This is a genomic window from Citrobacter sp. Cu096, from assembly GCF_030332285.1.
GTDB classification, from domain to species: domain Bacteria; phylum Pseudomonadota; class Gammaproteobacteria; order Enterobacterales; family Enterobacteriaceae; genus Citrobacter; species Citrobacter meridianamericanus.
Map to the genome: position 1 here is coordinate 300,868 of NZ_JAOWID010000030.1, position 23,554 is coordinate 324,421.

24 protein-coding genes are annotated in these 23,554 nt (G+C 51.7%); 16 read left to right on the forward strand and 8 right to left on the reverse strand.

Annotation, left to right across the window (positions count from 1 at the left end):
- Positions 1-46 precede the first annotated feature (46 nt).
- From OGX99_RS15785 to hisP, 9 genes are all read left to right on the forward strand, one after another.
- On the forward strand, positions 47-1,468 hold the full coding sequence (locus OGX99_RS15785; protein WP_151219937.1) for an APC family permease: 1,422 nt from the start codon (positions 47-49) through the stop codon (positions 1,466-1,468).
- Position 1,469: 1 nt separating this feature from the next.
- Entirely contained in the window at positions 1,470-2,573 is a 1,104-nt protein-coding gene (locus OGX99_RS15790; protein WP_151224770.1) for an alanine/ornithine racemase family PLP-dependent enzyme, read from the forward strand.
- 66 nt (positions 2,574-2,639) lie between these two features.
- Complete coding sequence (locus OGX99_RS15795) at positions 2,640-4,106, forward strand: amino acid permease (RefSeq protein WP_210904528.1); 1,467 nt, start codon at positions 2,640-2,642, stop codon at positions 4,104-4,106.
- On the forward strand, positions 4,103-4,672 hold the full coding sequence (locus OGX99_RS15800) for a UbiX family flavin prenyltransferase (protein WP_151219936.1): 570 nt from the start codon (positions 4,103-4,105) through the stop codon (positions 4,670-4,672). Before OGX99_RS15795 ends, OGX99_RS15800 begins: the two co-directional genes overlap by 4 nt.
- Before the next feature lie 287 nt (positions 4,673-4,959).
- Positions 4,960-5,742: a lysine/arginine/ornithine ABC transporter substrate-binding protein ArgT gene (gene argT / locus OGX99_RS15805; RefSeq protein WP_187253466.1), complete on the forward strand. Its 783-nt coding sequence runs from the start codon at positions 4,960-4,962 to the stop codon at positions 5,740-5,742.
- A 247-nt stretch (positions 5,743-5,989) separates the two neighbouring features.
- Positions 5,990-6,772 carry a histidine ABC transporter substrate-binding protein HisJ gene (gene hisJ / locus OGX99_RS15810; RefSeq protein WP_003028120.1) on the forward strand — a complete coding sequence of 261 codons (783 nt, stop codon included), beginning with the start codon at positions 5,990-5,992 and terminating at the stop codon, positions 6,770-6,772.
- Positions 6,773-6,958: 186 nt separating this feature from the next.
- Positions 6,959-7,645, forward strand: a complete 687-nt coding sequence (locus OGX99_RS15815; RefSeq protein WP_016150709.1) for a histidine ABC transporter permease HisQ — start codon at positions 6,959-6,961, stop codon at positions 7,643-7,645.
- Positions 7,642-8,349: a histidine ABC transporter permease HisM gene (gene hisM, locus OGX99_RS15820; protein WP_003028116.1), complete on the forward strand. Its 708-nt coding sequence runs from the start codon at positions 7,642-7,644 to the stop codon at positions 8,347-8,349. Before OGX99_RS15815 ends, hisM begins: the two co-directional genes overlap by 4 nt.
- Before the next feature lie 13 nt (positions 8,350-8,362).
- Positions 8,363-9,136, forward strand: coding sequence for a histidine ABC transporter ATP-binding protein HisP (gene hisP / locus OGX99_RS15825; RefSeq protein ID WP_061068225.1), 774 nt, complete (start codon positions 8,363-8,365; stop codon positions 9,134-9,136).
- Positions 9,137-9,170: 34 nt separating this feature from the next.
- Here hisP and OGX99_RS15830 read toward each other — a convergent pair whose 3' ends face one another.
- The 4 genes from OGX99_RS15830 to yfcG all read right to left on the reverse strand — a co-directional run bounded on the left by OGX99_RS15830 (position 9,171) and on the right by yfcG (position 11,724).
- The gene (locus OGX99_RS15830; protein WP_286544182.1) at positions 9,171-9,686 is read right to left on the reverse strand and encodes a GNAT family N-acetyltransferase; all 516 of its coding nucleotides are present in this window, start codon (positions 9,684-9,686) and stop codon (positions 9,171-9,173) included.
- Between the two features lie 71 nt (positions 9,687-9,757).
- Entirely contained in the window at positions 9,758-10,651 is an 894-nt protein-coding gene (locus tag OGX99_RS15835) for a TIGR01777 family oxidoreductase (protein WP_286544186.1), read from the reverse strand.
- Between the two features lie 20 nt (positions 10,652-10,671).
- Entirely contained in the window at positions 10,672-11,034 is a 363-nt protein-coding gene (gene folX, locus OGX99_RS15840; protein WP_151219933.1) for a dihydroneopterin triphosphate 2'-epimerase, read from the reverse strand.
- A 54-nt stretch (positions 11,035-11,088) separates the two neighbouring features.
- Positions 11,089-11,724 carry a GSH-dependent disulfide bond oxidoreductase gene (yfcG, locus tag OGX99_RS15845; RefSeq protein ID WP_151219932.1) on the reverse strand — a complete coding sequence of 212 codons (636 nt, stop codon included), beginning with the start codon at positions 11,722-11,724 and terminating at the stop codon, positions 11,089-11,091.
- A gap of 134 nt (positions 11,725-11,858) precedes the next feature.
- Between yfcG and yfcF the strand changes: the two genes are divergently transcribed.
- The 3 genes from yfcF to yfcD are packed head-to-tail and all read left to right on the forward strand — an operon-like array spanning position 11,859 to position 13,721.
- Positions 11,859-12,503, forward strand: coding sequence for a glutathione transferase (gene yfcF / locus OGX99_RS15850; RefSeq protein ID WP_151224767.1), 645 nt, complete (start codon positions 11,859-11,861; stop codon positions 12,501-12,503).
- A 55-nt stretch (positions 12,504-12,558) separates the two neighbouring features.
- Entirely contained in the window at positions 12,559-13,110 is a 552-nt protein-coding gene (gene yfcE / locus OGX99_RS15855) for a phosphodiesterase (RefSeq protein ID WP_151219931.1), read from the forward strand.
- A gap of 56 nt (positions 13,111-13,166) precedes the next feature.
- The gene (gene yfcD / locus OGX99_RS15860; protein WP_151219930.1) at positions 13,167-13,721 is read left to right on the forward strand and encodes an NUDIX hydrolase YfcD; all 555 of its coding nucleotides are present in this window, start codon (positions 13,167-13,169) and stop codon (positions 13,719-13,721) included.
- A 55-nt stretch (positions 13,722-13,776) separates the two neighbouring features.
- Here the strand turns inward: yfcD and yfcC are convergent, their stop codons facing one another.
- From yfcC to ackA, 3 genes are all read right to left on the reverse strand, one after another.
- Entirely contained in the window at positions 13,777-15,297 is a 1,521-nt protein-coding gene (yfcC, locus tag OGX99_RS15865; RefSeq protein WP_048211065.1) for a putative basic amino acid antiporter YfcC, read from the reverse strand.
- 199 nt (positions 15,298-15,496) lie between these two features.
- The gene (gene pta / locus OGX99_RS15870) at positions 15,497-17,638 is read right to left on the reverse strand and encodes a phosphate acetyltransferase (RefSeq protein ID WP_187253463.1); all 2,142 of its coding nucleotides are present in this window, start codon (positions 17,636-17,638) and stop codon (positions 15,497-15,499) included.
- A gap of 76 nt (positions 17,639-17,714) precedes the next feature.
- Positions 17,715-18,917, reverse strand: a complete 1,203-nt coding sequence (ackA, locus tag OGX99_RS15875) for an acetate kinase (protein WP_003028092.1) — start codon at positions 18,915-18,917, stop codon at positions 17,715-17,717.
- A gap of 339 nt (positions 18,918-19,256) precedes the next feature.
- Here ackA and yfbV point away from each other — a divergent pair, with 339 nt between their 5' ends.
- The 4 genes from yfbV to OGX99_RS15895 all read left to right on the forward strand — a co-directional run bounded on the left by yfbV (position 19,257) and on the right by OGX99_RS15895 (position 22,870).
- Positions 19,257-19,712 (forward strand): terminus macrodomain insulation protein YfbV, encoded by a 456-nt coding sequence (gene yfbV / locus OGX99_RS15880; protein ID WP_003028087.1) that lies wholly within the window; start codon positions 19,257-19,259, stop codon positions 19,710-19,712.
- Positions 19,713-19,795: 83 nt separating this feature from the next.
- A complete protein-coding gene (locus OGX99_RS15885; RefSeq protein ID WP_003028086.1) occupies positions 19,796-20,290 on the forward strand; it encodes a YfbU family protein in 495 nt (164 codons plus the stop codon).
- Positions 20,283-20,960, forward strand: coding sequence for a sugar phosphatase (locus tag OGX99_RS15890; RefSeq protein WP_151224804.1), 678 nt, complete (start codon positions 20,283-20,285; stop codon positions 20,958-20,960). Before OGX99_RS15885 ends, OGX99_RS15890 begins: the two co-directional genes overlap by 8 nt.
- 77 nt (positions 20,961-21,037) lie before the next feature.
- Complete coding sequence (locus OGX99_RS15895; protein WP_151219929.1) at positions 21,038-22,870, forward strand: SLC13 family permease; 1,833 nt, start codon at positions 21,038-21,040, stop codon at positions 22,868-22,870.
- A gap of 55 nt (positions 22,871-22,925) precedes the next feature.
- On the opposite strand, the gene yfbR is transcribed toward OGX99_RS15895, so the two are convergent.
- Positions 22,926-23,525, reverse strand: coding sequence for a 5'-deoxynucleotidase (yfbR, locus tag OGX99_RS15900; RefSeq protein WP_151219928.1), 600 nt, complete (start codon positions 23,523-23,525; stop codon positions 22,926-22,928).
- Between the last annotated feature and the right edge of the window lie 29 nt (positions 23,526-23,554).

Consider the following 23,554-nt stretch of genomic DNA (forward strand, 5'->3'; position numbering starts at 1 on the left):
TTCGAAGAGGGCAGTGATGCCCCTGAGTGCATAACAGGAGATGGCCATGAGTAACAATAGTTCTGGCTTACTTGGCATCAAAGATATTGTCTTTATGAATGTCATTGCCATTCTGAGTTTGCGGCAAATACCCAATGTCGCGCCCTACGGCGCTTCAGCAATGTTGCTGTGGGTGATCGCCGCATTCTGTCTGTTCTTTCCTCTGGCGATGGTGTGCGGTGAACTGTCGACCGGATGGCCGAAAGATGGCGGGATATTCGTCTGGATCAAAGAGGCGTTTGGGAAACGTATCGCGTGGATAGTGGTGGTGTGCTTCCTCTTTTCCTGCGTGTTGTTTTTTCCCTTGATGCTTCAGTTCGGTTTTACGGCGTTGGGGTACATGATAGGCGGGGGCCTCGCGGAGAATAAGGCCTTTATTGGTATTGGTTCGGCGGTGATTTTTTGGTTGCTGACGTTAATGAATATTCGCGGCATGGAGTGGACCAAAATTATCAATAGCGTCAGCGCCTGGTGCGGCGTGTTCATCCCATCCGCCATTTTGATTATCCTGGCTATTGTGTGGTTGGCGACCGGGCATAAGATGCAAACCGATTATGCGACGGCGGCGAACTGGGTTCCTGATCTGAGCCATTGGGATACTATCGTCTTTCTGTCGAGCATGATGTTTGCTTTCGCCGGGCTGGAAGTCGCGCCAATGATTGCCGGACGTACGCGCAATCCGCAACGTGATTTCCCGCGCGCGATGGCGGTTTCTGCAGCCGTTATTGTTGGGATTTACATGGTTGGTACCTGGGCGCTGAACACACTGTTACCCGCGGGAAAAACCGATATTGTGGCGGGTGTGATGCAGGCAATGCATGCCGCGGCGGATACGTTACATATGCCCTGGCTGATCCCGGTAATGGCAATCTGCATGTTCTTTGGTGCATTAGGCCAGATCAACTCCTGGCTGGTAGGTCCTATCTACATGCTTCAGGAAGCCTCGCGTGAGGATAATTTGTTAGGGGATAAAATTGCCCGGTTGCATCCAGTCTGGAAAACGCCAGCCTTTGCGCTGATTGTTCAGGCAATAATCGTTACGGTATTGTGTTTCTCAACCTTTATCTCCCCGAGCGTCGCCGCGGCATACTGGATGCTGACTGCATTGACGACCATCACCTATTTCATTCCTTATCTGGTGATGTTCCCGGCATTCTGGCGTTTGCGTCAGACGCAACCGGATACGCCCAGAAGCTTCAAAATCCCTGGAAAAGTCTTACCTGCCGTCCTGCCTGCACTTGGATTTATCTCTATTGCTTTTGCTGTCGCATTACTGTTTATCCCGCCTTCACAAATTGATATGGGAGGATATTTCCAGTACGCCGGCAAGATCGTGGGTGGCGCGTTGCTGGCCGTCATCGTTGCTGAATGTATCTATCACCGGGCCCAGAAACGTAACGCTCGTCTGAGCGTGGCAGGAGGAAAATAAAATGTATATGCCAATCCTGGAAATCAATTTACGCAAGCTGGAAGAAAATGCCCGAACGGAAAAAGCGCTGTTAGCCAGCAGTGGGATTGAGGTCATGGCCGTCAATAAAGTTTTTGATGGCTGTATTGAAACCGCACAGGCGGTATTTGATGGCGGCATTAAGGTGATTGCAGAATCGCGGACCTATAACCTGAAAAAAATCCGTGAAATCGGCTGTACAACCTGTCTGCTCCGCAGTCCTTGCCTGAGTGAGATTGAAGATGTTATCCGTTATGCCGATATCAGTCTGAACAGCGAACCCATCATCCTGCGGGCGCTATCTCAGGAAGCCCAACGCCAGGGGAAAACGCATCAGGTATTGCTGATGGTGGATATGGGGGATTTACGCGAAGGTATCTGGTTCACCGAGTATTCACACATTCTCAGCACCATCCGGCTCATTCAGGAATTGCCTTGCCTGGAACTGTATGGCCTGGGAACTAACTTCAACTGCTATGGCACGGTCTTGCCGACGGTGAAAAATGGTGAAGATTTTCTGGCACTGGCCGCACGAGTCGAGCAGGACAGCGGTGTGGCAGTTCGCCGACTCTCTGCCGGTAATTGCACCAGCTACCATTTACTGGATAAAGGTATTTGGCCTAAGGGGTTAAACCACCTGCGTATTGGGGGGCTACATGAGTTCGGCATTGAATATGTCGAGATGAAGTATCTGAATGAATTTCATCACTCTACAAAACCGGTGGAAAAAGCCTGTTCCGATATGTATGTCCTTGAGGCAGAGATTATTGAGCTGAACAGCAAGCCAACAATACCCGTTGGAGAACTTGGCGTAGACGCCTTCCTGCAAACAAAAACCTTTGTCGATCATGGCACGCGTTTGCGGGCGTTGTTGGCATTTGGTCGACAGGATGTCCCTTCCGATAACTGTGTGCCTTGCGATGACAATATCACCATTCTGGGACAAACCAGCGATCATACGCTGGTGGATATTGAAGCATGCGAGCAGCCGCTGAAAGTCGGGGATATCATCCGCTTTGAACTCGACTACACAGGGCTTTTGATGGCCTGTCAGACGAAGGGCGTTGCCACGCGGTTTATTCGTTAAGCCACTGCCGCCACAGTAGTGCATATGTGGCGGCGTCTCTGACCCTTTCTGAGACAGGGAGTGACCATGAGTACCCTGCAAGCGCTACCCCCCGTCGAACCTGAAAATGGATTACGACGAAACCTCAAAAAGCGTCATTTGCTGATGATGTCGCTCGGCGGGACAATCGGTACAGGTTTGTTTATCGGCATAGCCGAACCGCTGAATAGCGTTGGACCAGCTGGAACATTGTTGGCTTATCTGTTCGCTGGTGCGATTATGCTGGCAACTATGATGTGCCTTGGCGAACTGTCCTGCGCATTTCCCCACTCAGGCTCATTTCAGCATTATGCGTTGATGTTCATGCCCAATCCTATCTGGAGCTATACCATTGGCTGGTTATATTGGCTGAGTTGGGTGTTTTCCCTGGCGGCGGATCTGACTGCTGCGGGCTTCATTGCCCATCAATTTTTCCCCGTTATTCCTATCCACTTCTTCTGTCTTATCATTCTTGTCGTGTTAACGCTGATCAATCTCTGTTCGGCGAAAAGTTTCGGCGAATGTGAATACTGGTTATCTGCGATTAAAGTTTTCGCGATAGTGCTTTTTATCGCGGCGGGTGGGGTAATGATCTTCTCGCTGTCAGGAGACACGAACTGGCATCCAACGTTAAAAAGTGGAGGATTGTGGTTTCCCCACGGATGGGAGCAAATTCTGGTCTGCATGACAATCGTCATCTATTCGTTCCAGGGCGTTGAGCTGGTTGGAAACGCGGCAGGCGAAACGGAGTCGCCGCATAGTGTCTTACCCAAGGTGATTCTTGGAATCGGTCTGCGTATTATTCTGTTTTACGGTCTGGCGATTGCTGTTCTGGCGTTGGTTTATCCGCAGGGAAAGATACCCGATGGAACCAGCCCCTTCGTGTGGGTATTCTCACATGTCGGTATGCCTGGCGCAGATGTCCTGATGACGCTAGTCATATTCTCTGCTGCTGTGTCAGCGGCGAATTCCGCAATCTATGCCAGTTCACGCATGTTATGGTCAATGTCGGGCGACCGTTTCGCCCCCCGTTTTTTCGCCAGGACTAACGCCAGCGGTGTGCCTGTTTACGCTATTCTGATAACAGTAATGCTGGCTCTGGTATCGATGCTGACTCGCTATATTCCTGCACAGAAATTCTATATTTTGTTGATTGCCAGTACCGGGCAGGTGGGTTGTCTGGCGTGGATTACTATTGGCTGGTGTCAGTATCAGTTTCGCAAGGCTGTGAATGACGGGAAGTATTCCCCTGATTTACTGCGCTATCGTTCACCGTTTTTTCCCTGGATGGCCAGGTTTGTTATTGTTACAAATGTTGCCATTATGGTGGGAACCTGGTTCAGTGAAAAAGGGGGCGTGATCATGCTGGTAGAACTGGCTTTTATGGTTTGTATTCTGGTTTCATGGTATGCGCTAAAACCTGCTTTGCGGACTGAAGAGGAGAGTGATTCCAGGTTGTCTGCGGTAAAGAAATACGGCACAGTTAGCCCATCAAGTGATGGAAAAGTAAAATGAAACGACTCATTGTAGGGATTAGTGGCGCAAGCGGGGCAATTTACGGCGTGCGCTTGCTGCAGGTTTTGCGTGACGTTACCGATGTGGAAACCCATTTGGTGATGAGCGCCGCTGCCCGGCAGACGCTGGCGCTGGAAACGGACCTCTCCGTGCGCGACGTGCAGGCGCTGGCGAATGTGACTCATGATTCGCGAGATATTGCCGCCAGCATCTCCTCCGGCTCTTTTCAGACCGCTGGAATGGTTATCCTGCCGTGTTCAATTAAAACGCTTTCCGGCATCGTCCACAGCTACACCGATGGGTTGCTTACCCGTGCGGCAGATGTGGTGTTGAAAGAACGTCGTCCGCTGGTACTGTGCGTGCGTGAAACGCCTCTACATTTGGGGCATCTGCGGCTGATGACCCAGGCGGCAGAAATTGGCGCGGTGATTATGCCGCCTGTCCCGGCATTCTATCATCGCCCGCAAACGCTCGATGATGTGATTAATCAAACGGTTAACCGCGTACTTGACCAGTTTGATATCTCCCTTGCGCAGGATCTGTTCACCCGCTGGCAAGGGGCGTAATCCGTTCTATTCGCGTGCAAAGAAACATCCATTGCCCTGTTTCAGGGCAATTTTGTAACCGCGATCATATCCTCAACATTTAATTCGCTAAAACCCAACGAAACGCTGCGGTTCAACCGTTAGACCTGCTATCTTCAAAATCAGGACATTGTTGCAACGTTTTATTAACATATTTAACGTCGAATATCCTCATCGACGCCAAAATGGCATAAGACCTGCATGAAAAAGTCTGCAAACACACAACACAACGTAAAACATAATAAAATTACGCCACCTGAGGGTTATGTATGAAGAAGACGGTTCTTGCTTTGTCTTTGCTGGTAGGACTCTGTGCCACCGCGGCCAGCCACGCAGCACTTCCGCAGACGGTTCGTATTGGTACAGATACAACGTACGCACCTTTTTCCTCTAAGGATGCTAAAGGCGACTTTGTCGGCTTTGATATCGATCTGGGAAATGAGATGTGTAAGCGCATGCAGATCAAATGTACCTGGGTTGCCAGCGACTTTGATGCGCTAATTCCGTCGCTGAAAGCGAAAAAAATTGATGCCATTATCTCCTCGCTTTCTATCACCGAGAAACGTCAGCAAGAGATTGCGTTCTCCGACAAGCTTTACGCAGCAGACTCACGTCTGATCGCCGCGAAAGGTTCTCCGATTAAACCGACTCTGGATTCCCTTAAGGGTAAACACGTTGGTGTACTACAAGGCTCTACTCAGGAAGCCTATGCCAATGACAACTGGCGTAGCAAAGGCGTGGATGTGGTGGCCTATGCGAACCAGGACCTCATCTATTCTGACCTGACGGCGGGGCGTCTTGACGCAGCGCTGCAGGATGAAGTCGCGGCCAGCGAAGGCTTCCTGAAGCAGCCTGCCGGTAAGGGCTACGACTTTGCAGGTCCTTCGGTGAAAGATAAAAAATACTTTGGCGACGGAACCGGGATTGGTTTGCGCAAAGATGACACCGAGCTGAAAGCTGCTTTTGATAAAGCGCTGGGTGAACTGCGCAAAGACGGCACTTACGACAAAATGGCGAGTAAGTATTTTAACTTTAATGTCTACGGCGATTAATACGTCGCAGCGGGGAATTGACTGCACCATTGCGGGTAACTATTGCGGTGCATAATACATTCAGTGCACTGTTTTGGTGCTGTTGTCGCTGACATAATAAGCATGAGTGCATACTTAAGCGCTTTTCATGCAAATAAATACCGCCGACAGGGCAGAATGCTTTGCCTTGTCGGCCTGATTAATGGCACGATAACTGCACCTGGTCCTGTAAAGATCCCCTATAAAAGACAGTCTGTTGAGGATAGTTATGAAAAAACTGGTGTTGTCTCTTTCTCTGGTTCTGGCTTTCTCCAGTGCTACCGCAGCATTTGCCGCCATTCCGCAAAAAATTCGTATCGGTACGGATCCGACTTATGCGCCGTTCGAATCGAAAAATGCGCAGGGTGAATTAGTCGGTTTTGATATCGATCTGGCAAAAGAGCTGTGCAAACGTATCAATACACAATGTACCTTCGTGGAAAACCCGCTGGACGCGCTGATCCCTTCGCTAAAAGCGAAGAAAATCGATGCGATCATGTCCTCGCTTTCCATTACTGAAAAACGTCAGCAGGAAATCGCCTTTACCGACAAGCTTTATGCAGCCGACTCGCGTCTGGTTGTCGCTAAAGATTCTGCTATTCAGCCGACCATTGAATCGTTGAAAGGTAAACGTGTTGGCGTGCTGCAGGGCACAACTCAGGAAACGTTCGGCAACGAACACTGGGCGCCAAAAGGCATTGAAATTGTCTCCTATCAGGGACAAGACAATATCTATTCTGACCTGACAGCAGGGCGTATTGACGCCGCATTCCAGGATGAAGTCGCGGCCAGCGAAGGCTTCCTGAAACAGCCGGTCGGTAAAGATTACAAATTCGGCGGCCCGTCTGTGAAAGACGAGAAGTTATTCGGCGTGGGTACCGGTATGGGGCTGCGCAAAGACGATAACGAGCTGCGCGAAGCACTGAACAAAGCCTTTGCTGAAATGCGCGCTGACGGGACTTACGAGAAACTGGCAAAAAAATACTTCGATTTTGATGTTTACGGCGGTTAATCACCGCAGGTGCTGATAAAGCCCGTAGATTTTTGACGCGTTGAATTTACGCCTGATGGCGCTGCGATTATCCGGCCTACGGTAATTTTGTAGGCCGGATAAGGCAAAGCCGCCATCCGGCATTTAACGGTTAGTCTGAAATCAAAAGAGGCTTATTACTCCACCACACACGACAGGACAGGCAGCATGTTGTATGGCTTTTCAGGTGTTATTTTACAGGGCGCAATTGTTACGCTTGAGCTGGCACTCAGCTCGGTGGTACTGGCGGTTCTGATAGGTCTTGTCGGCGCGGGAGCTAAGCTGTCGCAAAGCCGGGCAATGGGGCTTATTTTCGAAGGGTACACAACGCTTATCCGCGGAGTGCCCGATCTTGTCTTAATGCTGCTCATCTTCTACGGGTTACAAATTGCGCTGAATACCATAACCGATGCAATCGGTATCGGCCAGATTGATATCGATCCAATGGTCGCGGGTATTATTACGCTCGGGTTTATCTACGGCGCCTATTTTACCGAAACATTTCGTGGCGCATTTATGGCCGTGCCAAAAGGCCATATCGAAGCCGCGACGGCATTCGGTTTTACCAGCTCACAAATCTTTCGCCGCATTATGTTCCCGGCGATGATGCGTTATGCCTTACCGGGGATTGGCAACAACTGGCAGGTCATTCTTAAGGCCACGGCTCTGGTGTCGTTGCTCGGACTTGAGGACGTAGTGAAAGCCACTCAGCTTGCCGGGAAAAGTACCTGGGAGCCGTTCTATTTTGCCGTGGTGTGCGGGGTCATCTATCTGGTGTTTACCACGGTATCTAATGGTGTGCTGCTGTACCTTGAGCGCCGCTATTCCGTGGGTGTGAAGAGGGCTGACCTGTGATTGAGATTATTCAGGAATACTGGAAGTCCCTGCTGTGGACTGATGGATATCGTTACACTGGCGTTGCTATCACTCTCTGGCTTCTGATTTCGTCGGTGGTGATGGGCGGGATTCTGGCGCTGTTTTTGGCGATTGGTCGCGTTTCCAGTAATAAATTTATCCAGTTTCCCATCTGGCTGTTCACCTATATTTTTCGTGGCACGCCGCTGTACGTTCAACTGCTGGTGTTTTATTCCGGGATGTATACGCTGGAGATCGTCAAAGGAACGGACTTCCTTAACGCGTTTTTCCGCAGTGGGCTGAATTGTACCGTGCTGGCATTGACGCTGAATACCTGTGCCTACACCACAGAGATTTTCGCCGGGGCTATTCGTTCTGTACCCCATGGTGAGATTGAAGCCGCGCGGGCTTACGGTTTCTCGTCGTTTAAACTGTATCGCTGCATTATTTTACCTTCCGCACTGCGTATTGCGCTGCCGGCATACAGCAATGAAGTGATTCTAATGCTGCACTCCACGGCGCTGGCATTTACCGCCACGGTGCCTGATTTGTTGAAGATTGCCCGTGATATCAACTCGGCAACGTATCAGCCGTTTACCGCCTTCGGTATTGCTGCTGTACTGTATTTGATTATTTCGTATGTCCTGATCAGTCTGTTCCGTAAAGCGGAAAAACGCTGGTTGCAGCATGTATCCTCTAAATGATTCGAGTAACACGATGTCTGAAAATAAATTAAACGTTATCGATTTACATAAGCACTACGGCGAACATGAAGTGCTGAAAGGGGTATCGCTGCAGGCCAATGCGGGTGATGTTATCAGTATTATTGGTTCGTCAGGTTCCGGTAAAAGTACCTTCCTGCGCTGCATTAACTTTCTTGAGAAGCCAAGTGCCGGGACGATTGTGGTCAGTGGTCAGAACATTGGGTTGGTGCGTGACAAAGATGGCCAGCTCAAGGTTGCGGACAAAAATCAGCTGCGCCTGCTGCGTACGCGACTGACGATGGTTTTTCAGCACTTCAATCTGTGGAGCCACATGACGGTGCTGGAAAACGTGATGGAAGCGCCGATCCAGGTGTTGGGGCTGAGCAAACAAGAAGCCCGCGAACGAGCAGTGAAGTATCTGGCTAAAGTGGGCATTGATGAGCGCGCGCAGGGCAAATATCCGGTGCACCTGTCTGGCGGTCAGCAGCAGCGCGTCTCCATTGCACGGGCGTTGGCGATGGAACCGGAAGTGTTGCTATTTGATGAACCTACGTCGGCGCTTGACCCAGAGCTTGTAGGCGAAGTGCTGCGCATTATGCAACAGCTGGCCGAAGAGGGTAAAACCATGGTGGTCGTGACCCACGAAATGGGATTCGCTCGGCATGTCTCCACGCACGTGATTTTCCTGCATCAGGGAAAAATTGAGGAGGAGGGCGACCCGGAGCAGGTATTCGGTAATCCGCAAAGTCCGCGTTTGCAGCAGTTTCTCAAGGGCTCGCTGAAATAAGTGAGCTGCCCGGAGGCGTTACGCTTTCCGGGCACTACAGCTTAAACGCATCGCGCTCCAGGCGATAAACCCAGTCGTCGTAGGCGATGCCATCAATCTCATACGCCTTTTCCAGTACCTGCGTACGCACAAAGCCTGTTTTTTCCAGTATACGAACAGAACCCTTATTTTCCGCGAGTGCGTAAGCGTTTATCGCCGTGACGGCCGTGTGATCGAAAGCGTACTGGCACACCGCCGTCACGGCTTCGCTGGCAATCCCTTTTCCCTGAGCTTCGGGCAAGATGGCGTAGCCGAGGTCGGCCTCGTGTGGGTATAAATGACTGATCTGCAGGCCAATATCGCCAAGAGGCGTTGAGTTGTTATGTTCGCGGATGACGAAAGTATGCTGTGCAGCCAGACGTCTGGCGAATAACAGACGCGTATCTTTCGCCGGGGCAATGTCGCCCATATAACGCATGACTTCCGGGCATTCACGTAATCTCTGGAAAAATGACCAGTCAGAAAATTTAAATAAGGAGAGGGTAAGTCGGGGAGTCGATATTATCGCCATAACGTCGCCATTGAGGAATTCTGGTCTATAACCTTACCACCACAACGGCGACCATGAATAGGGCTTCGGGATTATCGGATCACATCCGCCAGCGCTTCTTCTAAATCGTACCAGCGAAATGCAAAACCGGAGGCTTCCAGGCGTTTGGGTAATGCTCGCTGCCCGCCGAGGACCAGCACTGAAGACTCGCCCATCAGCAGCCGCATTACGCTGGCGGGAACGCGTAGAATGGCAGGGCGATTCAGGGCATGTCCCAGCGCGTGGGCAAACTGCTCATTGTGGACCGGGTAGGGTGAAACCATATTGAAGGGGCCGCGCAGGTCGTTATCCAGCAGCCAGATAATGCCATTGACCATATCATCAATATGGATCCAGGCCATATACTGGCGTCCATTACCTATAGGGCCGCCTAAGCCAAGACGAAATGGCGGGACCATTTTCCCCAGAATGCCGCCAGCAGAGGCCAACACCACGCCGGTACGCAGCATACACACGCGGGTTTTGTCGCTTTGTGCTGTGCTGGCAATTTGTTCCCAGCGGGCGCATAGCTTATGGGTAAATTCGTTGTGCGGCGGATCTTCTTCCGTGACCACAACCTCGCCCAAATCGCCGTAGTAACCGGTGGCGGAACCGGAGATGAGCACCTCGGGCGGCGTCTCGCTGGCATTAATTAAATCGACCAGTTTCTGCGTAATCCCCCAGCGACTCTGGCACAGACGCTCCTTTTGTTGCGCACTCCAGCGCTTGTCGGCAATCGGCTCTCCGGCAAGGTTAATGACGGCATCAATATCATTGAGATTTTGCCGCTCTTCTAACCCTTTGGACAGCCTAACCCGGGAGTCGAAAATCTGACGCGCCTTATCAGGAGAACGGGTTACTACGGTTATCTGATGCCCCAACTCCAGCAGGCGGGGGATCAGATGACGCCCAATCAGGCCAGTACCGCCGGTAATCAGAATCTGCATGTCGCCTCCCGGGTTATGTTTTAGCGCTGCCAGCTCAGCGTCATGGAAACTGAGTCGGCGTAACGCAATGCATGAAGTTTATCGATCTCCACTTCAGCATAAGTGACCCAGTGATGTTCGCGTGCGATATCGAGCACATCTTGAGTTAATTTTTCTAACAATGAGAAGCGGTTACCCTCCACGTGGGCAATGATGCTCTTGGTGATAGTGCGATAATTCAGCGCGTCGTTGATATCTTCGCTGGTACGGGCGTTGTCTGCCGGATAGTGAATGGCAACGTTGATGACAATATCCTGGCGATTCAGGATCTCCTCTTCTTTGATGCCGATAAAGGTGCGCAGACGAAGGTTTTTTATACGAATAATAGCGTCAGGTTGTGACATTGCAGGTTTCCTCCATGTATGAACCTTTGCATGATACACGAGAACCGAATTGCGTCATCGCTTCTCGATTTGTGCGTGCTGCATGGCGCGCTCAGTCGCAGGACGCGTACGAATGCGTTCATGCCAGTTATTGACCGCCGGGTAGTTGTCGAGGTCGATGCGCTGACGCTGATGGGCGTGGATCCACGGCCAGCAGGCAATGTCGGCAATACTGTAGTGATCGCCTCCTAGCCATGGGGACGTTTCCAGTCGTTTATTCATCACGTTGTACAGGCGCTGAGTTTCAATCTGAAATCTTTCAATGGCGTAGGGAATGGTTTGTGGGGCGTAATGGCTAAAATGATGATTTTGACCCAACATAGGTCCCAGGCCGCTGACCTGCCAGAACAGCCACTGCAGCGTAGTGTGACGTTCACGTAATTCACCACTCAGCAGCTTACCGCTCTTCTCCGCCAGATAGAGTAAAATTTCTCCGGACTCAAACAAGCTGATGGGCCTTCCGCCGTCCATCGGGGCACTGTCGATAATGGCCGGGATTTTATTGTTCGGCGAGATCTGCAAGAAATCAGGGCGAAACTGATTGCCTTTGCTGATATCGACATGAATCAAACGGTATTGCAGTTGTGCCTCTTCAAGAAACAGCGTGATTTTGTGACCGTTTGGCGATGGGGTGTAATAGAGATCGATCATTTTCAGCGTCCGTTTTGTCATGAACCGGGTCATAACAAGTATAGAGCTTGTTGGCGTGCGTGAGTTTTCATCAAGTGACAGCGAGAGAAAGACTCTATATTTTGAAAGCAAGCCAATACATTTCAGAGGACATTATGAGCAAATCTGCAATTACGCTGTGGTCAGATGCCAATTTTTTCTCCCCTTACGTGCTGTCTGTTTATGTTGCTCTGCAAGAGAAGGGACTGCCTTTTACGCTGAAAACGGTTGATCTCAACAACGGCGAACACTTGCAACCTTCATGGCAAGGGTATGCGTTGACGCGCCGCGTACCGGTTCTTGAAATCGACGGTTTCGAGCTGAGTGAATCATCAGCGATTACTGAATTTCTGGAAGATAGCTTTGCGCCGCCGCAGTGGGAGCGTATTTACCCGCATGATGTACAAAAACGCGCGCGGGCTCGCCAGGTTCAGGCGTGGATCCGCAGCGATCTGATGCCTATCCGTGAAGAACGCTCTACGGATGTGGTTTTTGCTGGCGTGAAGAAAGCGCCGTTGAGTGACGCGGGAAAAGCCTGCGCGGAGAAATTGTTCGCTACGGCGAGCAGTTTGCTAAGCCATGGCAAACAGAATTTATTTGGTGAATGGTGTATCGCCGACTGCGATTTAGCGCTAATGCTTAATCGTCTGGTCCTTAACGGTGATGAGGTTCCAGAAGCGCTTGCAGAATACGCCGCCTTCCAGTGGCAGCGCGCTTCAATCCAGCGTTTTATCGCGCTTTCAGCGAAGCGTTCCTGCTGAAAAACGGGTCGTAATCCAGTATCATTACAAGGTACTTTTCAACGAGGGGTGAGTGATGAAACTGATGTTCGCATCGGACATTCATGGTTCGTTGCCAGCCACGGAACGCGTACTCGAACGGTTTGCCGCGAGCGGTGCGCAATGGCTGGTGATATTGGGTGATGTTTTAAACCACGGGCCGCGCAATGCACTACCGCAAGGCTATGCGCCCGCGCAGGTTGCCGAGCGGTTGAACGAGCTGGCAGCGCAGATTATCGCGGTACGTGGCAATTGCGACAGCGAAGTGGATCAGATGCTCCTGCATTTTCCGATGACAGCGCCGTGGCAGCAAATTCTGACAGAAAACCAGCGATTATTTTTGACACACGGACATCTTTTTGGTCCGCAAAATATGCCTGCGCTAAACGTGGGAGATGTGCTGGTTTATGGACATACTCATCTGCCCGTCGCTGAGCGACAAGGAGACATTTATCACTTCAATCCTGGCTCGGTAAGCATCCCGAAAGGGGACTTTGCGGCAAGTTACGGGATTCTGGATGATAATGTTCTCAGCGTAATGGCACTCAATGATCAAAGTATTATTGCACAGGTCGAGATTAATCCGTAATTTACCCCACAAACATAAACGCGCCGTAAGAGCGCAAGAAAAAAGAAGGTTTCCTGATGGTGGAACAGCGTCGTTTGGCAAGTACGGAATGGGTGGATATTGTGAATGAAGACAACGAAGTCATCGCACAATCCAGCCGGGAACAAATGCGGGCGCAGCGCTTACGTCATCGTGCGACATATATCGTCGTGCACGATGGTATGGGCAAAATTCTGGTTCAGCGTCGTACTGAGACAAAAGATTTTTTGCCCGGTATGCTGGATGCTACCGCTGGCGGCGTTGTGCAGGCTGACGAACAGTTACTGGACTCAGCGCGCCGTGAAGCGGAAGAGGAACTGGGGATTGCGGGCGTACCGTTTGCCGAGCATGGGCAGTTTTATTTTGAAGACCAGAACTGTCGCGTATGGGGCGGGTTGTTTAGCTGTGTTTCCCATGGACCGTTTGCGCTTCAGGAAGAAGAGGTCAGTGAAGTTTGCTGGCTGACGCCGGAAGAAATCACCGCGCGCTGTGACGAATTTACGCCGGACTCACTGAAAGCCCTGGCGCTGTGGATGACCCGCAACGCCAAGAATGAAGGGGCGAAAGCTGAAAATCAGGAAGAAGCTGAATAGAATCGGCTCATCCGGCCTACAGCGTCTAGAAATCGTGTAGGCCGGGCAATCTTTTTTAATGGTAACCCATTATCTGCGCGCCTATCACCACCACGCTGGACATAATAAACAGCAGTCCTAACAGCGTGGCGCCTACTTTCAGCCAGTTACGAAAATCCACCCGACAAACGCCTAACGTTGCCATCAGTGATGCCGACGTAGGATAGATAATATGACTGAATCCGTCACCAAACTGGAATGCCAGAACGGTGACCTGACGGTTTACGCCAACCAGATCACCCAATGGTGCCAGCAGCGGCATGGTCAACGCAGCCTGCCCGGAGCCGGAAGTGACGAAGAAATTAAACACTGCCTGGAACAGCAGCATAAACCACGCCGCAATGGCGTTATCCAGACCGCTAATACCGTTGGCGATGCTGTGCAGCAGGGTATTCAGCACGCTGGCATCGCCCGCTTCACCATTGCCTACCAACAGTAATATCCCTTTGGCAAAACCGACCAGCAGGGCAGGAGCAATCATCATGCGCGCACCCTCAGTAAATGAGGATGCCATTATGTTGACCGTCATGCCGTTCAGCCGAAAGACGACGCCAATAATGCCAATCACCAGACCCATGGTGAAGAACTGGCTGGCAATCTCAGGAATAAACCATGCGTGGACGATAACACCCCAAATGACCCACACGATCACGCCCGTCAGCACCATCAGCACCAGCCAGTCGCCGAGCGTGAAGCGGCGCTCAATGACCTCATCCTGCTGTTCGCGGAAGAAACGGTCTGATTCATGAACGCGCGACAGCAGCGGATTCTTTTTGATGCGCGCCGCGTAGGCCAGCGTGAAGGTCAGACCAATCATCGTGGCAACGACCCATACCACGATACGCAAACCTGAGCCGGAAAGCACCGGGACGCCCGCAATGCCCTGCGCGACCACCACGCAGAACGGGTTCATCCAGGAACTGGCAAAACCGATTTGGGTGGCAATATAGGTTACCAGCACGGTGGTGATACTGTCGTAACCCAAGCGTACCATCAGCGGCGCGATAATTATCGCAAAGGCGACGGCCTCTTCTCCCATACCAAACACTGCGCCACCTAAAGAGAAGAGAATAAACAGCACCGGGATAAACAAGACCTCGTTCCCTCGGGTATGGCGGATGAGCGCCAGGATGCCGTTATCGATAGTTCCGGTGCGCATCACGATGCCAAACGCGCCACCGATAACCAGCATAAACATGATGATGCCAACAGCGGTGCCGAATTTAGAACCGGAGGTTAACCCTTCAAACGGGAAGTTCATCAGGCCAGGACTTTCATCACCGGTGGTAAAGAATTTAACCGGGTGATACTGCTCTTCACCGGCTTCATTGGTCAGAATGCGGAATGAATGGGGATCAACGACCTTGCGAGTCTTGGTTTGCCCATCAACCTGATACTGCACTTCCTGGCTGTCGAACATCCCGACGGGAACTACCCATGTCGCCAGACTGGTCAAAATGGCGACGAAAAAAATAATCACCAGCGTGTCGGGCATCGCCCACTTTTTAGCTGGCCGTGTTTCTGTTACTGCTGACATGAAAGACTATCCCTGTTGCAATGCAAAAGAGGGTAAGTATGCAAACAGAAGAATAGTTATTCATTGATGCAGCGCATCCTGGTAAATCATTCAGACCAGGCCAACGGGAAATCAGATATAAAAAAACCGGAAATATCAGCTATTTCCGGTTTGATAAGCAGGATGTGTACCGGATAAGGCATCCGGCACGCATGGCAGATTACTGCTGCTGGGAAGACTGGATCGCGGTCAGAGCGATGGTGTAGACAATATCGTCTACCAGCGCGCCACGAGACAGGTCGTTCACCGGTTTACGCATACCCTGCAGCATCGGCCCGATGGAGATCAGGTCGGCAGAACGCTGTACCGCTTTGTAGGTGGTGTTACCGGTGTTCAGATCCGGGAAGATGAACACGGTAGCGCGACCAGCAACCGGAGAGTTCGGCGCTTTGGATTTTGCTACGTCAGCCATAACTGCGGCATCGTACTGCAGCGGACCGTCGATCATCAGGTCAGGACGTTTTTCCTGCGCCAGACGAGTCGCTTCACGAACTTTCTCTACGTCGCTACCTGCACCAGAGGTACCGGTGGAGTAGGAGAGCATCGCAACGCGCGGTTCGATACCGAAGGCAATCGCGGATTCAGCGGACTGAATAGCGATTTCTGCCAGCTGTTCTGCGGTTGGATCCGGGTTGATCGCGCAGTCGCCGTAGACGTAAACCTGATCCGGCAGCAACATGAAGAATACGGAAGATACCAGTGAGCTACCCGGTGCAGTTTTGATCAGCTGCAGCGGCGGACGAATGGTATTCGCGGTGGTGTGAACGGCACCAGAAACCAGGCCGTCAACGTCGTCTTGTTCCAGCATCAGGGTACCGAGAACTACGTTGTCTTCCAGCTGTTCGCGGGCAACGGTTTCGGTCATGCCTTTGTTTTTACGCAATTCGACCAGGCGAGCAACGTAGCTTTCGCGAACTACATCCGGATCAACGATTTCTACGCCAGCGCCCAGTTCAATGCCCTGAGAGGCCGCTACGCGGGTGATTTCATCCGGGTTACCCAACAGTACGCAGGTTGCGATACCACGTTCAGCACAGATAGCCGCCGCTTTAACGGTACGCGGTTCGTCGCCTTCTGGTAGAACGACGCGTTTGCCCGCTTTACGCGCCAGCTCGGTCAACTGATAACGGAACGCTGGTGGTGACAGACGACGGCTGCGCTCAGACGTTGCGGTCAGAGATTCAATCCAGTCAGCGTTGATGTAGTTAGCAACGTATTCCTGAACTTTTTCGATGCGCTCGTGATCGTCAACCGGAACTTCCAGGTTGAAGCTCTGCAGGCTCAGAGAGGTCTGCCAGGTGTTGGTGTTTACCATGAATACCGGCAGGCCGGTTTCGAATGCACGTTCGCACAGTTTAGTAATACGCGCGTCCATTTCGTAGCCGCCAGTCAGCAGCAGAGCACCAATTTCTACGCCATTCATCGCTGCCAGGCATGCAGCAACCAGCACGTCCGGACGGTCAGCGGAAGTCACCAGCAGAGAACCTGCGCGGAAGTGCTCGAGCATGTGCGGAATGCTGCGTGCGCAGAAGGTCACAGACTTCACGCGACGGGTGTTGATATCGCCTTCGTTCACAATGGTGGCGTTCAGGTGACGTGCCATATCGATTGCACGAGTGGCGATCAGATCAAAGCTCCATGGCACCGCGCCCAGAACTGGCAGCGGGCTGGATTCCTGCAGTTTAGCCGGATCAACTTTGATCACTTTCGCTTTGGAAGAGTCGTCGAAAATCTCAGACAGATCCGGGCGAGTACGGCCCTGTTCATCAACCGGTGCGTTCAGTTTGTTCACGATTACGCCGGTGATGTTGGTGTTTTTCGCGCCGCCGAAGCTGCTGCGAGTCAGTTCAATACGCTCGTTCAGCTGTTCCGGAGTATCGGTACCCTGAGACATAACGAAGACGATTTCTGCATTCAGCGTTTTCGCGATTTCGTAGTTCAGAGACTGCGCGAACTGATGTTTACGGGTTGGGACCAGGCCTTCAACCAGGACAACTTCAGCGTCTTTAGTATTCGCGTGGTAGTTCGCGATGATCTCTTCCATCAGCACATCTTTCTGATTGCTGGAGAGCAGAGATTCAACGTGGCTCATCTTCAGCGGCTCAGCGGCTGGCAGAGAAGAATTAGCACGGACGATGCTGGTAGTCTGGTCTGGCGCATCGCCACCGGCACGCGGTTGAGCGATCGGCTTGAAGACGCTCAGACGAACGCCTTTGCGTTCCATTGCGCGGATCACGCCAAGACTGACGCTGGTCAGACCGACGCTGGTTCCGGTTGGGATCAGCATAATAATACGGGACACGGTTTATCCTCTTTCGTTACCGCCCGTTTCAGGCGGGTTACAAAACAGCACCGCCAGCTAGGCTGGCGGTGTGAAATCAGGCGGTCAGACGGCTCGCGTCTTGCGCGATAACCAGTTCTTCGTTGGTTGGGATAACCACCGCAGGACGGGTACCTTCTTTGTTGATGAACCCAGATTTGCCGAAACGTGCGGCCAGGTTACGTTCATGGTCAACTTCAAAGCCCAGAACGCCCAGTTTGCCCAGAGACAGTTCACGAACCATCGCGGCGTTTTCACCGATACCACCAGTGAAGACAACAGCATCCAGACGACCATCCATCAGCGCAGTGTAAGAACCGATGTATTTCGCCAGACGGTGGCAGTAAACGTCCATTGCACGTTTAGCGTCTTCTTTAGTCGCGTAGTTATCTTCAACATAACGGCAGTCGCTGGTGACTTCGGTCAGACCCAGCAGGCCGGACTCTTTGGTCAGCATTTTGTTGATCTGGTCAACGCTCATGCCCAGCGTGTCGTGCAGGTGGAAGATGATCGCCGGGTCAATGTCACCGGAACGCGTACCCATCACCAGACCTTCCAGCGGGGTCAGACCCATGGAGGTATCAACACATTTACCGTTACGGATAGCAGATACAGAACCGCCGTTGCCCAGGTGGCAAGTGATGATGTTCAGCTCATCAACTGGTTTGTTCAGCACTTTTGCCGCTTCCTGAGTGACGAAGAAGTGGCTGGTACCGTGCGCACCGTAACGACGAACGCCGTGTTCTTTGTACAGGCTGTACGGCAGGGCGTAGAGGTAAGATTCTTCCGGCATAGTCTGGTGGAACGCGGTGTCGAATACGGCCACGTTTTTGTCTTTCAGATTCGGGAAGGATTTCAGCGCTTCAGCAATACCGATCAGATGTGCAGGGTTATGCAGCGGTGCAAAAGAGGCTGCATCTTTGATACCCTGAATAACGGAATCGTCGATAACCACAGAGCCGGTGTATTTTTCGCCGCCGTGAACAACACGGTGACCAATTGCAGTCAGCTGAGCGGACAGTTCTGGTTTTTGTGCCAGAATAGTATTAACGATAAAATTCAGCGCTTCACTGTGAGCGGCGCCTGCACCTAAAGCCGCTTCTTGTTTACCGCCATCCATTTTCCATTTGATACGTGCTTCTGGGAGATGGAAACATTCGGCTAAACCAGAAAGGTATTCTTCACCGTTTACTGCATCGATGATGGCAAATTTCAGTGAGGAGCTACCGCAGTTCAGAACCAGTACTAACTTACTCGACATGGAAGTACCTATTTATGATACGTGGCTAAAAAAACGTCAGGGAGTCATAGAGCGTAGCGCATGATGACACCGACGTTTATGATTAACATCATGCGCCATAGTCTTTTTGGGCACGATGGAATAAATACCTTTGAGTCTATGTCATTTTGCGTATTTTTCAGCCAATGGCATACTATGTGTCAATTTGACGACTCAATGATTTTGGACTAATGGCCTTACAGGCCGGCACAGGATACCTGAATGTGGGTATCAAAGACAAAATGTTTTGAACGATGTCCATTGCAGTTGTTGTTTTGCACAAATTTTTTAATTTTTATATGTGAAGTTGAGGTAACCGCCATGTCGACACCGGATAATCGTTCCGTCAATTTTTTTAGCTTGTTTCGCCGGGGGCAGCACTACGCAAAGACGTGGCCAATGGAAAAGCGCCTCGCGCCCGTGTTTGTAGAGAACCGCGTGATCCGTATGACGCGTTACGCAATCCGTTTTATGCCGCCTATCGCCGTCTTCACCTTATGCTGGCAAATTGCGCTAGGGGGGCAGTTGGGACCGGCCGTTGCGACCGCGCTGTTTGCGCTTAGCCTGCCGATGCAGGGCATGTGGTGGCTGGGTAAACGTTCCGTGACGCCGCTGCCGCCTTCAATACTCAACTGGTTCTACGAAGTTCGGGGTAAATTGCAGGAAGCCGGGCAGGCGCTCTCTCCGGTCGAAGGAAAGCCTGATTATCAGGCGCTGGCTGACACGCTTAAGCGCGCCTTCAAACAACTGGATAAAACTTTCCTCGATGATTTGTAATTGACCCCTGATTACGCATATAAAAGAAGGCACAAGATGCCTTCTTTTTTTTCATCGCAGTAGTAGTGATACAGGAGTCCCAAATGGAAATGACCAACGCTCAACGTCTGATTTTGTCTAATCAGTACAAAATGATGACTATGCTCGATCCCACTAACGCCGAGCGTTATCGTCGTTTGCAGACGATTATTGAACGCGGTTACGGCTTGCAGATGCGCGAGCTGGATCGTGAGTTTGGTGAGCTGACGGAAGAAACCTGTCGTACGATTATCGATATTATGGAGATGTATCACGCATTACATGTGTCCTGGACTAATCTTAAGGATGCACAGGCCATTGATGAGCGCCGCGTGACCTTCCTCGGTTTTGACGCCGCAACGGAAGCCCGTTTTCTCGGATACGTTCGCTTTATGGTGAATGTGGAAGGTCGCTATACCCACTTTGATGCGGGGACGCATGGCTTCAACGCTCAGACCCCGATGTGGGAAAAATATCAGCGTATGTTGAACGTCTGGCACTCTTGCCCGCGCCAGTATCATTTGAGCGCGAATGAAATTAACCAAATCATTAATGCCTGAGGGGGCGAGCGTGCAGTGCAAAGGTTTTCTGTTTGATCTGGATGGAACGCTGGTCGATTCCTTACCCGCAGTAGAACGCGCATGGTGCAATTGGGCCGATCGTTTTGGCCTCGATCATGCTGAAGTGCTCGGTTTTATTCATGGCAAGCAGGCCATTACCTCTCTGCGACACTTTATGGTGGGCAAATCTGAGGCAGAGATCGCTGCGGAGTTCACCCGCCTGGAGCAGATCGAAGCGACAGAAACCGCTGGGATCACCGCGCTGCCGGGGGCGGTTGAGTTGCTCAATCACCTCAATAAAGCGGGTATTCCATGGGCGATTGTGACCTCCGGTTCTATGCCAGTCGCACGAGCGCGCCATCGTGTCGCGGGGCTTCCTGCGCCTGAAGTGTTTGTCACCGCCGAACGGGTAAAAAGAGGGAAACCAGAGCCAGACGCTTATCTGTTAGGCGCACAGCTTCTGGGGCTTGCGCCGCAGGAGTGCGCGGTAGTGGAAGATGCGCCCGCCGGGGTGCTTTCAGGACTGACGGCTGGATGTCATGTGATCGCGGTCAATGCGCCTGCGGACACGCCGCGTCTGGATGAGGTCGATTTTTCTCTGACCAGTCTGGAACATATTTCTGTGACCAAACAACCTAACGGAAATGTGGTCGTTGTAAGAAATACCTGATCATGATTTAGCCCCAGATTGTTGGGGCTTTTTTATGGCAGAATCGACTCATCCCTCTCATTTAACAAGGATATGTTGTGAACGGTGAATTGATATGGGTTCTCTCATTGCTGGCGATTGCCGTCGTTTTGTTTGCAACTGGCAGAGTGCGTATGGACGCGATCGCTTTGCTGGTCATTATTGCCTTTGTTCTGAGTGGAACATTGAGCATCACAGAAGCTTTTTCCGGATTCAGCGATCCTAACGTTATTTTGATAGCGGCTTTATTCATTATCGGCGACGGCCTGGTGCGTACCGGGGTGGCGACGGTAATGGGAGCCTGGCTGGTGAAGGTGGCCGGCAGCAGCGAAGTCAAAATGCTGGTGTTGTTGATGATTACCGTTGCCGGGCTTGGAGCATTTATGAGCTCCACCGGCGTAGTCGCCATCTTTATTCCGGTGGTGTTAAGCGTTTCCATGCGCATGGAAATTTCCCCTTCACGCCTGATGATGCCGCTGAGCTTTGCCGGATTAATAAGCGGCATGATGACGCTGGTGGCGACGCCGCCCAACCTGGTCGTAAACAGTGAACTGTTACGTGAAGGACTCAACGGTTTCAGTTTTTTTAGCGTTACCCCACTGGGGCTGGTTGTTCTGGTACTCGGCATAATTTATATGCTGCTGATGCGCTTTATGCTCAAGGGGGAAGATTCCGGGCCGTCGGGAGACGGCTGGAAGCGTCGGACGTTTCGCGATCTGATTAAAGAATATCGCCTGACCGGGCGCGCGCGTCGCCTGGCGATTCGCCCAGGTTCTCCGATGATCGGCCAGCGTCTGGACGACCTGAAGCTGCGTGAGCGCTACGGGGCAAACGTGATTGGCGTTGAACGCTGGCGGCGTTTTCGTCGTGTGATCGTTGACGTAAACGGGGTTTCTGAGTTTCGCGCCCGTGACGTATTGCTGATTGATATGTCTGCGGCCGATGTCGACTTGCGTGAATTTTGCAGTGAACAGTTTTTGGAGCCGATGGTGCTGCGCGGTGAATACTTCTCCGAGCAGGCGCTTGATGTGGGAATGGCAGAAATTTCGCTGATCCCTGAATCGGAATTGATTGGCAAAACGGTACGAGAAATTGCTTTTCGTACACGTTACGGCCTGAATGTCGTTGGGCTGAAACGTGATGGTGCTGCATTGGCCGGCGCGGTGGTGGATGAGCCGCTGCTAATGGGCGACATCATATTAGTGGTGGGCAACTGGAAACTCATTACTCTTCTGGGCCAAAAAGGGCGCGATTTTGTGGTGCTGAATATGCCCGCGGAAGTCAGTGAAGCTTCTCCGGCGCACAGCCAGGCGCCGCATGCGATTTTCTGCCTGGTGCTGATGGTCGCTCTGATGCTCACTGATGAAATTCCCAATACGGTTGCTGCGATCATTGCTTGTCTGCTGATGGGGAAATTTCGCTGTATCGATGCCGAAAGTGCCTACAAGGCGATTCACTGGCCAAGTATTATTTTGATCGTCGGGATGATGCCTTTCGCGCTGGCTTTACAAAAAACCGGCGGCGTCGATTTGGTAGTGAAAGGCCTGATGGATGTCGGCGGTGGATATGGCCCATACATGATGCTGGGCTGCCTGTTCGTGCTGTGTGCAACCATCGGGTTATTTATCTCCAATACCGCGACCGCGGTGTTGATGGCGCCGATTGCGTTAGCGGCGGCGAAGTCGATGGGGGTTTCACCATATCCTTTCGCGATGGCGATTGCGATGGCAGCTTCCGCAGCCTTTATGACGCCGGTGTCTTCGCCGGTTAACACGCTCGTGCTGGGACCGGGCAACTACAGCTTTAGCGACTTCGTGAAGATCGGCGTACCGTTTACCATCATTGTAATGGCGGTGTGTGTGGTGATGATCCCGATGCTGTTTCCGTTTTAATGCTTCCCCGGCGACGTTGCCTGTGTAGGCCAGATAAGGCAACGTCGCCGCAAACTTACAATGGTGAATCCTGGCTGATTTCATCTAATGAAAGATGAAAACTCGGGACAAATACATCCATAAAGTAGTCCATCTCCTCACTGCGTCGCGACTCCAGCGTTTTTTCCAGCCGTGTTTTGGCCAGCAGAAATTCGTTGTTACCGGCGGAGAGTTCTTCCAGACACTTCAGGTATGCGCACAGGGCGTCAGCCTGCTTGACGATCGATTTTTCATCTTCGCTGTATGCGTGTTCGTCAATTAACGGGGCAAAAATATCGCGCAGCTCATCGGGAACCATATCGACCAGCTTTTGCTGGGCAATTTTCTCTATCGCTTTATATTCCTGAGCAATTTGCGAGTTGAAATATTTCACCGGGGTAGGGAGATCGCCGGTCAGCACCTCTGATGCATCGTGATACATCGCCAGCAGGGCAATACGCTCAGCATTAACCTGACCACCAAATTTGCGGTTTTTGATCGCGGCCAGCGCATGAGCAACCATGGCAACTTGCAGGCTGTGTTCAGACACGTTTTCGGTGCGCACATTGCGCATTAGCGGCCAGCGGTTAATGAGCTTCAGACGGGAGAGGTGGGCAAAAAAATGGCTCTGCTTCATAACGACCCTTACTCAGTGACTTCAGTAAA

Bases quoted from the DNA above. Each gene is read 5' to 3' on its own strand.
- OGX99_RS15890 (WP_151224804.1), top strand. From the start codon at position 20,283: ATGCCTGAGGGGGCGAGCGTGCAGTGCAAAGGTTTTCTGTTTGATCTG.
- yfcD (WP_151219930.1), top strand. From the start codon at position 13,167: ATGGTGGAACAGCGTCGTTTGGCAAGTACGGAATGGGTGGATATTGTG.
- hisJ (WP_003028120.1), top strand. From the start codon at position 5,990: ATGAAAAAACTGGTGTTGTCTCTTTCTCTGGTTCTGGCTTTCTCCAGT.
- hisP (WP_061068225.1), top strand. From the start codon at position 8,363: ATGTCTGAAAATAAATTAAACGTTATCGATTTACATAAGCACTACGGC.
- OGX99_RS15830 (WP_286544182.1), bottom strand. From the start codon at position 9,686: ATGGCGATAATATCGACTCCCCGACTTACCCTCTCCTTATTTAAATTT.
- OGX99_RS15800 (WP_151219936.1), top strand. From the start codon at position 4,103: ATGAAACGACTCATTGTAGGGATTAGTGGCGCAAGCGGGGCAATTTAC.
- OGX99_RS15790 (WP_151224770.1), top strand. From the start codon at position 1,470: ATGTATATGCCAATCCTGGAAATCAATTTACGCAAGCTGGAAGAAAAT.
- yfbV (WP_003028087.1), top strand. From the start codon at position 19,257: ATGTCGACACCGGATAATCGTTCCGTCAATTTTTTTAGCTTGTTTCGC.
- yfcF (WP_151224767.1), top strand. From the start codon at position 11,859: ATGAGCAAATCTGCAATTACGCTGTGGTCAGATGCCAATTTTTTCTCC.
- folX (WP_151219933.1), bottom strand. From the start codon at position 11,034: ATGTCACAACCTGACGCTATTATTCGTATAAAAAACCTTCGTCTGCGC.
- argT (WP_187253466.1), top strand. From the start codon at position 4,960: ATGAAGAAGACGGTTCTTGCTTTGTCTTTGCTGGTAGGACTCTGTGCC.
- yfcC (WP_048211065.1), bottom strand. From the start codon at position 15,297: ATGTCAGCAGTAACAGAAACACGGCCAGCTAAAAAGTGGGCGATGCCC.
- OGX99_RS15785 (WP_151219937.1), top strand. From the start codon at position 47: ATGAGTAACAATAGTTCTGGCTTACTTGGCATCAAAGATATTGTCTTT.
- OGX99_RS15835 (WP_286544186.1), bottom strand. From the start codon at position 10,651: ATGCAGATTCTGATTACCGGCGGTACTGGCCTGATTGGGCGTCATCTG.
- OGX99_RS15815 (WP_016150709.1), top strand. From the start codon at position 6,959: ATGTTGTATGGCTTTTCAGGTGTTATTTTACAGGGCGCAATTGTTACG.
- yfcE (WP_151219931.1), top strand. From the start codon at position 12,559: ATGAAACTGATGTTCGCATCGGACATTCATGGTTCGTTGCCAGCCACG.
- OGX99_RS15795 (WP_210904528.1), top strand. From the start codon at position 2,640: ATGAGTACCCTGCAAGCGCTACCCCCCGTCGAACCTGAAAATGGATTA.
- OGX99_RS15885 (WP_003028086.1), top strand. From the start codon at position 19,796: ATGGAAATGACCAACGCTCAACGTCTGATTTTGTCTAATCAGTACAAA.
- yfbR (WP_151219928.1), bottom strand. From the start codon at position 23,525: ATGAAGCAGAGCCATTTTTTTGCCCACCTCTCCCGTCTGAAGCTCATT.
- yfcG (WP_151219932.1), bottom strand. From the start codon at position 11,724: ATGATCGATCTCTATTACACCCCATCGCCAAACGGTCACAAAATCACG.
- ackA (WP_003028092.1), bottom strand. From the start codon at position 18,917: ATGTCGAGTAAGTTAGTACTGGTTCTGAACTGCGGTAGCTCCTCACTG.